The organism is Herpetosiphon sp. (assembly GCF_003512625.1).
Lineage (GTDB): Bacteria > Chloroflexota > Chloroflexia > Chloroflexales > Herpetosiphonaceae > Herpetosiphon > Herpetosiphon aurantiacus.
The window spans coordinates 83,474-95,601 of record NZ_DOPT01000081.1; the positions used below are offsets into that span (position 1 = coordinate 83,474).

General features: G+C 51.1%; 11 protein-coding genes. 3 read left to right on the forward strand and 8 right to left on the reverse strand.

The features are described from left to right. Position 1: 1 nt before the first annotated feature. From DEF47_RS17670 to DEF47_RS17685, 4 genes are all read right to left on the reverse strand, one after another. On the reverse strand, positions 2 to 709 hold the full coding sequence (locus DEF47_RS17670; RefSeq protein WP_012188464.1) for an ABC transporter ATP-binding protein: 708 nt from the start codon (positions 707 to 709) through the stop codon (positions 2 to 4). 360 nt (positions 710 to 1,069) lie between these two features. Beyond that, complete coding sequence (locus DEF47_RS17675; RefSeq protein WP_012188463.1) at positions 1,070 to 1,447, reverse strand: response regulator; 378 nt, start codon at positions 1,445 to 1,447, stop codon at positions 1,070 to 1,072. Between the two features lie 394 nt (positions 1,448 to 1,841). Then, positions 1,842 to 3,428 (reverse strand): sensor histidine kinase, encoded by a 1,587-nt coding sequence (locus tag DEF47_RS17680; protein ID WP_012188462.1) that lies wholly within the window; start codon positions 3,426 to 3,428, stop codon positions 1,842 to 1,844. Then, on the reverse strand, positions 3,425 to 4,141 hold the full coding sequence (locus tag DEF47_RS17685; protein ID WP_012188461.1) for a response regulator transcription factor: 717 nt from the start codon (positions 4,139 to 4,141) through the stop codon (positions 3,425 to 3,427). The genes DEF47_RS17680 and DEF47_RS17685 overlap by 4 nt, the downstream gene beginning before the upstream one ends. A 30-nt stretch (positions 4,142 to 4,171) precedes the next feature. Here DEF47_RS17685 and DEF47_RS17690 point away from each other — a divergent pair, with 30 nt between their 5' ends. The 3 genes from DEF47_RS17690 (at position 4,172) to DEF47_RS17700 (ending at position 6,767) form a co-directional block, all read left to right on the forward strand. Continuing rightward, positions 4,172 to 4,597 carry a PaaI family thioesterase gene (locus tag DEF47_RS17690; RefSeq protein WP_012188460.1) on the forward strand — a complete coding sequence of 142 codons (426 nt, stop codon included), beginning with the start codon at positions 4,172 to 4,174 and terminating at the stop codon, positions 4,595 to 4,597. 287 nt (positions 4,598 to 4,884) lie between these two features. Continuing rightward, positions 4,885 to 5,592, forward strand: coding sequence for an N-acyl homoserine lactonase family protein (locus DEF47_RS17695; RefSeq protein WP_012188459.1), 708 nt, complete (start codon positions 4,885 to 4,887; stop codon positions 5,590 to 5,592). 302 nt (positions 5,593 to 5,894) lie between these two features. Next, on the forward strand, positions 5,895 to 6,767 hold the full coding sequence (locus DEF47_RS17700; RefSeq protein ID WP_012188458.1) for an MmyB family transcriptional regulator: 873 nt from the start codon (positions 5,895 to 5,897) through the stop codon (positions 6,765 to 6,767). Between the two features lie 44 nt (positions 6,768 to 6,811). On the opposite strand, the gene DEF47_RS17705 is transcribed toward DEF47_RS17700, so the two are convergent. The 4 genes from DEF47_RS17705 to DEF47_RS17720 form a co-directional block, all read right to left on the reverse strand. Then, positions 6,812 to 7,507, reverse strand: coding sequence for a haloacid dehalogenase type II (locus DEF47_RS17705; protein ID WP_012188457.1), 696 nt, complete (start codon positions 7,505 to 7,507; stop codon positions 6,812 to 6,814). Positions 7,508 to 7,574: 67 nt separating this feature from the next. Further along, positions 7,575 to 9,236, reverse strand: a complete 1,662-nt coding sequence (locus tag DEF47_RS17710) for a double zinc ribbon and FHA domain-containing protein (RefSeq protein WP_012188456.1) — start codon at positions 9,234 to 9,236, stop codon at positions 7,575 to 7,577. A gap of 42 nt (positions 9,237 to 9,278) precedes the next feature. Then, positions 9,279 to 10,778: a serine/threonine protein kinase gene (locus DEF47_RS17715; protein ID WP_012188455.1), complete on the reverse strand. Its 1,500-nt coding sequence runs from the start codon at positions 10,776 to 10,778 to the stop codon at positions 9,279 to 9,281. Between the two features lie 160 nt (positions 10,779 to 10,938). Next, a partial coding sequence (locus tag DEF47_RS17720) for a Stp1/IreP family PP2C-type Ser/Thr phosphatase (RefSeq protein WP_287045259.1) occupies positions 10,939 to 12,128 on the reverse strand: 1,190 nt, incomplete at its 5' end.

Here is a 12,128-nt window from a genome sequence, read left to right on the forward strand (position 1 = left end):
ATTAAACCCTCGCGCTATCGTGGCGAATCTGGCCATCAACAAGATACAATTGGCGATCAGCCCGCGCAGCCACATCAGGATCATGGGTCACCATCACAATTGTAATGTTGAGTTGGCGGCGTAAATCGGCAAATAATTCAAGAATTTGCTGGCTGGTGGTGCTATCAAGGTTGCCAGTTGGCTCATCGGCAATCAGCAATTGCGGCGTGGTAACCAAGGCGCGGGCAATCGCCACCCGCTGTTGCTGGCCGCCCGAGAGTTGGGCTGGCCGATGATCGCGCCGATCGTCGAGGCCAACCAATTCGAGCATGGCCTTGGCGCGTTGGCTAATATCGCTGCGATTACGATGCACAAATAAAGGTGCTTCAACATTTTCTTGGGCGGTCATGGTTGGAATCAAATTGAACGATTGAAAGACCACCCCAATCATTTGGTTGCGCAAACGCGCCAATTGCGGCTCGCCCATGTTGGTAATATCAACATCGTTTAGGCGTACATGGCCTTTGCTCGGTGTATCCAAGCCTGCCAAAATGCCTAGCAAGGTCGATTTGCCTGAGCCAGATGGGCCAGTCAAAGCCACCCACGAGCCACGGGCAATTTCCAACGAAATTCCATTCAGAATCGTCAAGGTGGTTGTGCCAAGTTGCACTGTATGCACAACATCGCGCATCAGAGCGACTGGCGCGGTATTTGAATGTGTCGCAAGCATGTACATTCCTTTATGTAGAACACAGAGCATCTGAGGCTTTACGTTCCCTCACCCCCGACCCCTCGCCCACTGCGGCGGGCGAGGGGAGTTCAAACCTTCATGGTGGTATGGCGGGAGAGGGGGTAGCTTACAAGGGTAGGTTTTAAGCTCCCTCACCCCCGACCCCTCTCCCACTGCGGCGGGCGAGGGGAGTTCCACGCTTCATGATAGAAGGCTTCCCCCTCGCCTCGCTCGACGGGAGAGGGGGCTAGGGGGTGAGGGCAGGCCAATAGCCAATAGCCTCATCAATCTTCGTGTGCTTCGTGGATCAAACTTAACTGATCCCTGAATTCTGATCCCTCGTCCCTGATCCCTCATTGTTTAGGCCGCTTGAACTTGTGCTTGGCGGGCGATTTGAGCCAAGGCTTGCTCAATCGTTTCGGGCTGTTCGAGCCGGGCAATCGCCTGCGCCCCCAAATCGTGCCAAAGCCGTTGTTCATAGCCAACACCGCTGGTCAAAACAACGATTGCTGGGCAATTTGGCCATTGGGTCAAGCTTTTGAGCGCAACCAAGGGATTAATATTCAACATCGCGGCATCAAGCACCACAATATCTGGCTGAAGATTGGGCAGCAATTGCAGCGCCTCAGCATGAGTAATATCAGCAATTAATTCATAAGCAGGGTTTGGATTGATTAAGCTATGCAGCATGGCACGACGGCTGGCGATGCTGATTGTGGCAATCGATAAACGGTGCATAAAGCCTCCTTGTGATGGGCTTTAGCATAGGCGGCAAGTGTTACCGCCGTATCACGAAGTTGTCGCAAAATTGTCGCAGACAAGTGGATATTATCTCAATCATCCACTTAAATTCTTACCTAGATAGGAGAATATTCAGCCCTAAAATACCAAAGGCCGCTCACCCGCCACTTATAGGGAGCTGACAAGGGTAGGTTTCAATCGCGTTCCGCATTGAACCACCAATTCCGTGGTTCATCGGTGGAAGATTGCTCTCCACAAATCGCACTTGAGGGGGTGCAGGGGGATGAAAACCCCCTGCGTTTCCCGCCTCGAGGCGGGACGGAAGGGTGGTGATTAATGGTTGGTAAACCCTATCCTTGTAAAGAGAGGGGTTGGATTGAGGAAATACGATTTAGGCTTTGGGGAAACAAATACAAAAGCTGGTGCCAACGCCAAGCTGGCTTTCAACTGCTACCGAACCAGCCATCGATTCAGTAAGTTCTTTGACCAACGCCAAGCCTAAGCCTGCACCTTGATATTGTTCGTTGGCGCGATTGTTGGCACGATAAAAACGCTGCCAAATTGCGCTAAGTTCGGTGGGGTCGATGCCGCTGCCAGTATCACGAACATAAATATCAATCGAGTTAGCCTGATTAAGCGCTTGTACCACCACCAAACCACCAGGCGGAGTGTAGCGCAAGGCATTATGCAGCAAGTTACGCAAAATCTGCTCAAAGCGTTGGGGATCAATCAGGGCTTGATCAAGCTCAGCAGCACAATCGGCCAGCACTTCAACCCGCGATTGTCGCCAAGCCAACGGCTGTACTGTTTGTACGATGCGATTGATTAAGGGAGCTACAGCATGCGCTTCAAGCTTGAGGGTCAAACGACCAACCTCACTCGCCGAAAGCAAAAAGAGATCTTCGATTAGTTGTTGCAAACGCAACGTTTCGCGCTCCATCACGAGTAAATCGCGCTGAACTTGCGGTGCTAAGGCTTGTTCGGTTTGCAAGCTCGATTCTAGGTAGCCGCGCAGGGTGGCAACCGGCGTGCGTAATTCGTGCGAAACGCTGGCAACTAAGGCTCGCCGATCATCAAGCAATGCCGCCACCCGATCGCGCTCGGTTTTCAGGGCATTGACGGTAGTGGACAATTGCTCAGCCATTGCATTGAAATTGGCTTGGAGTTGGGCAATCTCATCAGTACCATTGACCACAATTCGCGAACTATAATCGCCTTCCCGCAAGGCCGTGGTAGCGTTAGCAAGGGCGGCGATGCGCTGCATAATGCGCCGCACCAACATGTATGAAAGCAGCATAGCCACTGGCAGAAACACAAATAAGCCGATCACCATGAGCACGCCATAAATTGAGCCGAGCAACGAATATTGCACCACATGTTCAATCAAAAACACCACAGCATCATTCGATTGGCTTAATTCTTCGCTGCGCAACTGGATCGAAAGCAGTACCATGCCCATGCCAAAAATCAGCATCAGCACAAACACAATCGTCAATTGATCGTGAGTTAATGTCCAAAGCAATGAGCGTTTGCGCAAGCGATTCCACCAGCGCCAGACGCGCATCAAAAAGCGTGTGCCCAAAAATGTGATGCCATGCAGCGCAAAGAAAATCAGCATATCTGGGAACGACTGAGCAAAATCACCATCATTCCAAGGACTCATAATCCGGGAAAGTTCATGCCACGAAATCAGGCCGCCCAGCCCCACGAGGCAAATCATCGCCAGCCCAAATGCCCCAAGATCAAGCAGCAGTTGTCGCCAAAAACCACCCTCAGACAACACCAAACTCAAGCCAAAAATCACCGTGCCAACGCCTAAAACAAAGAAACCACCAGTCATCAACACAAAAACTTCAACTGGCAAGAGGTAAATAATCGCGAGCAAGATTGCTAAGCACAAGCCATCGAACAGCAGCATTATGGCAAACGCTCGCCAAAGCTCCGCCTGCCCATACCAGCGCAACCAAAACTTCATCATCGTGGTGCTTCCGCCTGCAAACGATAGCCCAAGCCCCAAACCGTCTCGATTGCATCGCCAAAATCGGCCAATTTTTTGCGCAACCGCAGCATGGCATTATCGACCGAGCGATCGCCGCCAACATAACTTTGACCCCAAATCGTATCGAGCAAGTAATTGCGGCTAAAGGCTCGGCCTGGGTTACGCAACAACAAATCGAGAATTGCAAACTCAGTTGGGGTCAAATCAAGCTCCTGCTGACGCAAGGCAACAATGTGCAAATGCGGGTCAAGCACCAAATCGCCATAGCGCAAGACCTCGGTCGCTGGTTGGGCATCGGCCTGCAACAACTGCTGAATCCGCTGATCGCGGCGCAACAAGGCTCGTACTCTGGCAATCAGTTCGCGCATGCCAAATGGTTTGGTCAAATAATCATCAGCACCCAATTCCAAGCCCACCACCAAATCGGTTTCTTCGCTACGCGCTGTTAACATCAGCACCGGGGTCGATTTGGTTTGGCGAATCGTGCGCAACACCTCTAAACCATCAAGTTGCGGCAACATCCAATCTAAAATCACTAAATCTGGTTGATGTTGCTGGTGTAAACTTAGAGCTGTTCGGCCATCAGCAGCATGCCAGACCTGATAACCCAAGTTGCTCAGTTCGCGCACCAACACTTCGGCCAAATCGACAGCATCTTCAACCACCAAAATTGTCGGCACATGCTCAGCCATCGCCAAATCCTTATTCTGTGTGAGGTTCAAATGAGTGATGATCTAACCGCTATCGGTCAGCAGATTTTAGCTAGTCAGCCTTTCAGCCAGTTGCTCAAAGCCCAAATTAGCGAATTTCGCCAAGGCTACGCCGAATTACGCTTGAAGATTAACCCTGAGCTAACCCAACAATTTGGCTTTGTCCATGGTGGCGTGCTCAGCTATGCCGCCGATAACGCCATTACCTTTGCTGGTGGCTCGGTTTTGGGCTTGGAAGTCGTCACTGCTGAATACAAAATCAATTATGTCAAACCAGCTCAAGACCAAGAACTGATTGCTCGTGCCAGTGTTTTGAGCAGCGGCAGTCGTCAGGCCGTTTGCCAATGTTTGGTTTATTGCCAAGACGAGCAAAATGAAACCTTGGTTGCAGTTGCCCAAGGCACGATTATGACCCTCAGCAGCAAACGCTCATTATAATTAGCTTATCGCCTGTAGTTCCCTCACCCCCAACCCCTCTCCCACTGCGGCGGGCGAGGGGAGTTCTAAGCCTCATGCCGGAGGTTTCCCCATTGCCTGCTGGCAGGGAGCAGGGGCTAAGGGGTGAGGGTGCATCACAGCGCTTGCTTTACTATACCGAGTTTGCGCCAAATTCGTCAATTCAACCAATTCGCTTGCTCAAGACCACGCTTTGGGATTGACAAACAATAGAACATTTGGTCTAATTTGAATAGAATTACGATTGACCTATGTTCGAAAAGGAAACGATGATGAGCCAACAAATGCCCCAGCGTTTATATTTGATGCAGGTTGGCACGATGCCAGAATATGCGATTCCGATCGTCTGCTATCTGGTACAAACTGGCGATGGCAAGAATATTCTGATCGATACTGGGCTACCAGAGGTGATTCCAGCAGAAGGCGCGGATTTCGAAAATGGGCAGGATGTGGTCGTGCAGTTGGCCAATCTTGGTTTAACCCCAGACGATATTGATACGATCATTTCGACCCATTATGATTTTGATCACGCAGGCCGACATGGATTATTCACCAAAGCAACCTACATTGTGCAGCGCGTTCATCATCTGGATGCGGCGAGCAACCCACGCTTTGCCGCCAACCGCCCGCAATGGGATCAACCAAGCGAGCGAATTCAGCTCATCGATGGTGATAGCCAACTGCTGCCTGGGTTGGAACTGATTGAAACGAGCGGACACGTGCCAGGCCATCAATCGGTGCTGGTGCGGCTACCCAAAACGGGGCCAGTTTTATTGCCAATTGATGCAGTACCTTTCGCAACTGGCTTTACTCGTGAGCAGCCAGCCGCTGATAACAACCCCGATGCCGAGGCGACCCACGCCAGCACAATTAAATTGCTTGATCTGGTTGAACGAGAGCAGATTAAACTGGTGATTTTTGGTCACGACAATGAGCAGTGGCAAACGCTCAAACAAGCCCCAGCCTTTTACGATTAAACGCCAAAATCCTCGATCTGTCATTGCAAGCTCCGTCAAGCATGATAGAGCTTGCTCATACTACCTCAATCGACTATTACTCCCCACAACGCTTTGATAACACCAGCCACACTTGCACCCCGCAAAGAATCACGACCAACCCAGCAATCACTAGGCGCAGAATCTCAATCAATAATCAATTTCTTCAAAAAAATGATATATCCAACAACATCCAAATAGCGTAGATTTGCTATAATAGCAGCGTTATTTTTAGGCTGCTACCGCATGAATCTAAGGGTAAGCGTCCTTGAAAAAGGAAAACTATGACCGAGCAAGCACCCCAACTTAATGCCAATGATGCTTTTATCGAGGCGGCTGAGCGAATTCGGATTTTGCATAAACGCGATTTAGAAGATGCCATTCGTGATCGCAAACGGCCTAAATTAAGCGCTTCGCCATTCTCTCAACAAGCGATTTGGCTAGAGTTTCCGACCTATAAGCGTTTGTTGGAGAAACGCGCCAAAATTACTGTACCTGAGGTGATTGTGCGTGGTGTGGCAACCTTGTTGGAATGTAATATTAGCGAACGTAATATTTTGCTAAGTGCAGCGGGCTACAAACCTGATCCAGAGATTCTTAGCGGAGCTGCTTTAGAACAGCATCTCGAACGCTACCGTAGCATCGTACATAATCTCACTATTCCAGGCTTTATTCTGAATCATGTATGGGATATTTTGGAAGTCAATTCGCTGATGAATCGTTTATTTGAACACTATATGAGTGGGTTCGCCAGCATTCCTGTGGATGATCGCAATATTCTCAATTTAATGTTTGATCCACGTTACGGATTCAAACGTTTATTCAGTGTCGATATTATTCAGTGGGAATTAATGGCTCGTAGTTATATTTATAATTTTCGCCAAGCAACCAAAGGTTTTGAACTTGAAACATGGTATCGTGCAAAAATCAACTATTTAAGCCAATTTGCTGATTTCAATCTGATCTGGAAGCAAGTTGAGGCTAATTTATACAAAGAGTATGATACTTCGTTAACCTATTTTACTAGTCAATTTTTTGGCTTTCGCTCAATTTATATCACTGAATCAGAAAAATTCCCCTATCCACGAATTAATGCCTACATCAGCGAAGATTTAACTGCATCGATAGCACTTTTGGCAACGCCAAATCAAGCTTAATCAAAACGCCAGCACTATCAGCACCAATAGTGCTGGCAGCAGATTTAGCAACCCAAGGCATCAGCCAAGGCGGCCAAACTTGGCACAACCAAATCGGGCTGGGCTTCGGCGGCAGGCGTTGCCCCAAAACCAGGGTTAGAATGGCGACGATTGACCCAAACCGTGTTCAAGCCAAGTTGATTGGCTGGCACAATATCGTGAAACAAACTTTGGGCCACATGCAAAATTGCGCTTTGCGGCAAGGCTAAACGTTCAAAGGCTCGCTGAAAATTATTCAACGACGGCTTGTACGATTGCACCTGTTGCGCCGTAATAATCCAATCGAATTTCAGGCCCAAGCGTTGCTCCGAAGCCGCAAACAAATCATCATCAACATTTGAGATGATCGCCAATTTATAGCGTTGTTGCAAGCGTTGCAAGGCTGCTGGCGAGTCGGTAAAAGCTGGCCATTGCTTGACCGACAAGCCAAATTCAGCACATTCTTCGGCGGTTGGCGTGAAGCCCAAGCGCTGACCAAGTTGCCCTAATACGGTTGCTACCACCGTTTTATAGGCCAAATATGGGCCTGCTTCGAGCGCACTTTCTAGCTCGCCATACAATTGCAAAGCCGCTTCTTGCTCGATGTTGATATTGTAGCGAGCAAAAATTGGCTCAAGCGCCGCCCACAAACCAGTTTCCCAATCGATCAATGTGCCATAACAATCAAAGGTCAACACTTGAAATTGAGCTGGATTCAGCATTAAATACTCCAACTACAAAGAACCCGCGCCTATCAGCAACGATAAGCGCGGGTCGTAAACTTACAGATTAATGCAAATGCAAAGTCACAACAACTTTGCCAAATTGCAGTTGATCGCCATGGTTGACCGGAGCTGGCGCATGCGGAGCCAATTTTTGGCCGTTGACTTTGGAATAGTTGGTGCTATTCAAATCTTCCAAGGTCCAATTGCCGCCAGTATTGTGCAAGCGGGCATGCTGACGGCTGACCCCACCGCCTTCGCCGCCATGATTGGTCAAATCGACCTCAGGATAAATCCCGCTAATCGGATCTTCACGGCCAATCACATAAATTTGCTTATCGGTTGGCAAGTTGAGCACCACTTGGCTGCCAGCAACCACCAAATGCGGGGTAACTTGCGCTGGTGGAGCAATCGGAGCAGCGACTGGCTCGGCAGGCGTTGGGGCAGCCCATGCTGGCACAGCCTCAACTACTGGAGCTGGCACTGGTTCGGCAGGCACAACCGGAGCTGGCGCTGGTTCAGCTGGGGCAGCCGCAGCAACCGTTGGCGCATCATAGGTATTGACCGGAGCTGAAGGAATTGGCGCAGCAGCAGGTGCAGCGGGTGCACCACCAAGCAAGGCGGCTAATTCAGCTTCGGCCTCAGCCAAGGCATGTTTGCTTTCTTCCAAGCCAGCAGCGATATGGGCTGGCAAAGCACGGCCAGCATAACGAGCTGACATCTGCTCAAACATCGCCAAGTTATCTTGATGTTCGGTGATTGCTGCTTCTAAACGAGCTACCTCTTCTGGATCGGGCTGAGCAGCAGCCGCAGCCGCAGCGTCGGCGGCAGCCTGAGCAGCGGCTTCAGCAGCAGCTTTGGCTACAACTTGGGCTTGATCAAACGCCGCCAAATTAGCTTGTGCTTCGGCCAGACTAGCCTTGGTTTCTTCGATGCCAGCGGCGATATGCGCAGGCAAGGCGCGGCCAGCATACCGATTAGCCATTTGCTCGAACATCACCAGATTATCTTCTTGCTCAATCACCGCTGCTGATAAAGCAGTGCGTTCGGCTGCTACGACTTCTTCGTCAACTGCTGGGGCGGCTTCAGCTACCGGAGCAACCACTGGTTCGGCCTCGGCCACAGGGGTTGAAATTGGTTCTTCAACCGCAGGCACCACTGGTTCAGCCTCGGCTACAGGTGCAACCACTGGTTCTTCAATGGCTGGCGCAACTGGTTCGGCTTCGGCCACAGGAGTCGAAACTGGCTGTTGATCATCAATCGGCACGGTTGGCAACTCCTCAGCTGGCGCAACATTGGTTAATTCAGCCAAATGTGGCTCGGCGACTGGTACGGCTGGCACACCATCGGGCGGCGTAAGCGCTTCACTGGCAACTGGCGCAGGCGTAGTCACTGGAACAACAGCGACAGGAGCGGCATCGAGTGAGGCTCCACACTGATCGCAATAGCGGTCGCCTGGTTGATTGATATAGCCACATTCAGCGCAGTTGAGCGAGCTTGCGGCTGGCGCACTGGCGACTGCTGGCTCCGCTTGGGCTGGTGGCGCAGGAGGAGCCTGATCGGCTGGAACAAACATGGTTGGCGCATCGTAACTTTGATCCGTATGTAAATTGGGAACTGCCCCGATTTGGGTTGCTTCTTGATTCATCGACGGATCGAGTCGTGCACCACAATATTCACAAAAACGGTTGCCACCATCATTCGTATGTCCACAGCTTGGACACTTCATATTTCCTCCTTCAACAAGGGAGCACACAAGAATCTACAAATATTAGTATTGATTTGCCGCGCCAATTATCGCAAAAACAACACAGGCTAAAACCATTGCAACCGTGGCAAAAATCAGACCACGTACTGATTGCGAGCGGCCTTTGATTGATTCGCGGGTAGCTTTTAAACTAATGGCCACGATGCTAACAATCAGCGAGACAAACCCGGCAAAGCCACCAAAAAAGCCCATAAAGATGCCGGCATCTCGCCCCATATCTTCGTAGAAAAAGCCGCTAATCGTCAAGAGCAAGCTCAAAAAGCCCATAATTTGGGCAGTTTGAGCCACGCCCGTAGTTTTAGCCTTGGGCACGCTGGCAGCCTGTAAATGATGCGTCGCTGGATGCATCGGCGGGGCTGGTGGGCTAAATGGTTGGGCATAGGTTGGCGGTGGCGGCGGGCTATAGGGCTGGGCATACGGCTGCGCCACTGGCGGCCCATAGGGTTGCGAGCTAGTTTGGCCATAGGGTTGTGAACTGGGCTGCCCATATGGCTGTGAGCTAGGTTTGCCATAGGGTTGCGAACCAGTTTGGCCATAGGGTTGTGAACTCGGCGGGCCATACGGCTGCGAGGTTGGCCGCATTTGGGCTGACGGAGCATAGCCAACATTTGGCAAGGCCGCAGTGCCAGGGCGCTGGGCCACATACACATCAGCACTGTGTTGCGAAGCATTGGATAAGGCTCGGCGCAAGGCCACCATCGAGGCAAAGCGCGTTTGCGGATCATGGCTCATCGCCGTCATCAGCACCGAACTAATGGCTTCGGGTACAGCGGCATTAATCGTATGCGCCAACGGTACATTAAATGGCTGGGCAATTGGATCATGGCCAGTCATTAATTGATGCAGCAACACGCCCAAGGCATAGACATCGGAGCGAGCATCAGTTTGGCCAGTGCCATATTGCTCGGGCGCTGAGTAGCCCATCGTGCCAAAGGCTTGGGTATCTTGCGATTGACCAGGCTTAAACAACCGCGCAATCCCAAAGTCGATCAGCTTTACTTGACCTTCAGGGGTGCGCATAATATTGGCTGGCTTCAAATCGCGGAAAATAATTGGTGGGGTGCGGCTATGCAAATAGTGCAGCACCTCGGTTAGTGGTTCGGCAAAAGCCACCACATCGGCAACTGGCCATGGCGGCGGACTATTGCGCAAAATCGTCGCCAAGGTTTCGCCTGGCACAAACTCCATCACCAAATACTCCCGCCCGTGGTCGCTAAAGTGGTCGGTCACGCGCGGCAGATTAGGATGATTCAAACGTGCCAGCAATTTTGCTTCTTCATGAAACGATTTGCGGGCGCGTTCACGCTCCTCTTCGGTTTTAAGTAGGGCGGTACTCATTTCCTTGATCGCGCAATCAATATCAAGACGCTGATCATAGGCCAAATAAACTGCCCCCATGCCGCCCTGGCCAAGCCGTTGTTTGAGCAAATAGCGATAGCCCAAAATCAACTCGGGGGGCAATGCACCTGTTTTAGAGTTTTCTTCAGATAACAAATCGCTCATGGAGAAAATCCTTCGTATCAGCAACTCAGCGCGATTATAGCACGATGTTGCGCTAAAAAGCGCCCAGAATCGTGACAAAACGATCAGGATGTGATCGCTGGCGTAAGGCCGTCACAGCATAAGACGCAGACAATCTTTAATTAGTTTCAGCCACAGGCCACTAGTGCTGCTGGTCGGTGCGTTCTTCTGCCGACAATAACACCACGGTCACATTATCGCGTGCTCCACGACTATTGGCAATAGCAATCAGGCTGCCACAGCATGCTTGTGGCGATGAGGCTTCAAAGACTGCATCACGCAATTCTTCATCCGAAAGCTCGTTGATCAAGCCATCGGAGCAGAGCAACAGCCAATCGCCAGCCTCAAGCGGCTGCTCAGTCATGTCCGATTCGACCGTGGCTTCTACGCCGACCGAGCGATAAAGCACATGGCGACGCGGGTGAGTACGGGCTTGTTCAGACGTTAGCTCGCCAATGTCAACTAAGCGGGCCACCATGGTGTGATCTACTGTGATTTGGGCGATTTGTTGAGTGTGTTCACTGACCCCTTTACGATTAAATAGGTAGACTCGCGAATCACCAACGCTGCCAATCCAAGCTTTTTCACCAATCACCAAGGCCACGACCACCGTCGTGCCCATACCACGTAAGGTTGATTTAACTTCAGCTTCGCGAAAGATCGTGCTATTGGCCGCAGCGATTGCAGCTCGCACAACATCGCGCCAGCCATCAAAGCTGCGATCAACATTGCGGCTATAATCGCGCAGATGATTCACAATTGTTTGACTAGCCAAGGCGCTGGCTCGTTCGCCGCCTTGAGCACCACCCATGCCATCAGCCACCAAACAACAGATCACAGGCGTGCCATCACGCAAGCGAAACTGCTCGACCAAGGCAGAATCTTGGTTGACTGAACGGCGAGTACCAACATCGGAAAGCAGACCAACAGTATAGCGAAGTGTTTGGGACATAGGCTGGACCTTTTCTGCATTAGCCACCAATGGATTACCACAGGCAATGCAATAACGTGCATTCACCCGATTGCCCTTGCCGCAGCGCGAGCAGCCCAGCGGAAAGCGGCGGGCGGGCGTTAACGTGGTGGTAATGCGAATAGTTTCACGGCCTTGAGCCAACTGATGACTAACGCTTCCAAGGGCTTTCCGCAACTCTTCAATACTACTGATTGCCTCTTCACGGGTTGCTTCACCAGTTTGCAAGCGCATCTGCCACCATTCAACGCCAGCATGCACCATCTGTTCCAAGGCTCGCAGGCTGATCTTCTCGCCTTCAAGCTGAATGCGACGCGGTGCGGGTAAAACAACTTCTTCATAGTCGATCGGCTCGGCTGCCC

Bases quoted from the DNA above. Each gene is read 5' to 3' on its own strand.
- DEF47_RS17670 (WP_012188464.1), bottom strand. From the start codon at position 709: ATGCTTGCGACACATTCAAATACCGCGCCAGTCGCTCTGATGCGCGAT.
- DEF47_RS17675 (WP_012188463.1), bottom strand. From the start codon at position 1,447: ATGCACCGTTTATCGATTGCCACAATCAGCATCGCCAGCCGTCGTGCC.
- DEF47_RS17680 (WP_012188462.1), bottom strand. From the start codon at position 3,428: ATGATGAAGTTTTGGTTGCGCTGGTATGGGCAGGCGGAGCTTTGGCGA.
- DEF47_RS17685 (WP_012188461.1), bottom strand. From the start codon at position 4,141: ATGGCTGAGCATGTGCCGACAATTTTGGTGGTTGAAGATGCTGTCGAT.
- DEF47_RS17690 (WP_012188460.1), top strand. From the start codon at position 4,172: ATGAGTGATGATCTAACCGCTATCGGTCAGCAGATTTTAGCTAGTCAG.
- DEF47_RS17695 (WP_012188459.1), top strand. From the start codon at position 4,885: ATGATGAGCCAACAAATGCCCCAGCGTTTATATTTGATGCAGGTTGGC.
- DEF47_RS17700 (WP_012188458.1), top strand. From the start codon at position 5,895: ATGACCGAGCAAGCACCCCAACTTAATGCCAATGATGCTTTTATCGAG.
- DEF47_RS17705 (WP_012188457.1), bottom strand. From the start codon at position 7,507: ATGCTGAATCCAGCTCAATTTCAAGTGTTGACCTTTGATTGTTATGGC.
- DEF47_RS17710 (WP_012188456.1), bottom strand. From the start codon at position 9,236: ATGAAGTGTCCAAGCTGTGGACATACGAATGATGGTGGCAACCGTTTT.
- DEF47_RS17715 (WP_012188455.1), bottom strand. From the start codon at position 10,778: ATGAGCGATTTGTTATCTGAAGAAAACTCTAAAACAGGTGCATTGCCC.